This window comes from Pseudomonas sp. BJa5, assembly GCF_030272875.2.
GTDB lineage: Bacteria > Pseudomonadota > Gammaproteobacteria > Pseudomonadales > Pseudomonadaceae > Aquipseudomonas.
Window position 1 is genome coordinate 1 of sequence record NZ_JALRNG020000271.1, and the last position, 218, is coordinate 218.

Consider the following 218-nt stretch of genomic DNA (forward strand, 5'->3'; position numbering starts at 1 on the left):
TTTTCGAAGTCGCCACCGGACGTGCCGGTGATGGTCGCTTCGACCTGACCGGCATCGATGTACACGTCGTCGTCCGGTGCCGCCACGGTCACGCTGCCCGAAGTCTCACCGGCAGCGATGGTGATGGACTCGCCATTGCTCAGGGTGATGGTCATGGCGGTGCCAGCCGGGTTGGTCAGCGTCGCGGTGTAGGTGATCTCGCCACCTTCGTTGACCGA

General features: G+C 63.8%; 1 protein-coding gene. It reads right to left on the bottom strand.

Annotation, left to right across the window (positions count from 1 at the left end):
- Nucleotides 1–218 (bottom strand): immunoglobulin-like domain-containing protein (locus M2D63_RS26255; RefSeq protein WP_285865939.1); only part of this gene is annotated, 218 nt, incomplete at both ends.